Source organism: Nitratidesulfovibrio liaohensis (genome assembly GCF_011682075.1).
Classification (GTDB): domain Bacteria; phylum Desulfobacterota; class Desulfovibrionia; order Desulfovibrionales; family Desulfovibrionaceae; genus Cupidesulfovibrio; species Cupidesulfovibrio liaohensis.
Genome location: NZ_VSMK01000790.1, coordinates 1 through 528, shown reverse-complemented (window position 1 = coordinate 528; position 528 = coordinate 1). Strand labels below are relative to the sequence as shown.

1 protein-coding gene is annotated in these 528 nt (G+C 74.1%); it reads right to left on the bottom strand.

The genetic code is table 11. From position 1 onward, the window contains the following. The coding region (locus tag FVW27_RS19255; RefSeq protein ID WP_208294889.1) for a cache domain-containing protein at positions 1 to 528 on the bottom strand (528 nt) is incomplete at both ends.

The following is a 528-nucleotide window of genomic DNA, read 5'->3' as shown; positions in this document are numbered from 1 at the left end:
GGTCAGCACCCCCACCAGCAGGGCCACGCCCAATGCCGCCAGCCAGCCCAGGCGCAGGGCGTGGAATTCCAGGGTGCGCGGGGTGGGCGCGGGCAACTGCGCGGGGTCGTTCCGGGTGGGCGCCCCAGCTGCCTGCACCACCACCGGGGCCCACGCCCCCAGCCAGTAGTCGGTACCCGGCACGGCCAGGGTGTAGGCCCGGCGCGCCTCGGTGCGTCCTTCGCCAAGGTCCGCCGTCCACTCGGTAAAGCCGCCCCCCGTGCGGGCCGTGTCCATCATGCGCTGTACGAAGCGCACCCCATGCACGTCGGTGGCCGCGCCAAAGTCCACGCCGCCCGCGTCGGGCAGGGTGGGGGTGTGCACGTTCACCGTCCCGCGCGAAAGGAATACGTAGTCCCAATGGGCGGCGCTGGTGCGCACCGGGTCCACCGCGCGCACCAGCAGTTCGCGCCGGGCGTTTTCGTCGGGCTGGGTGGCGGCCAGTTCGCCCAGGGCCTGGGCCAGCGCGGTCACCGTGGCGGCAAGGCG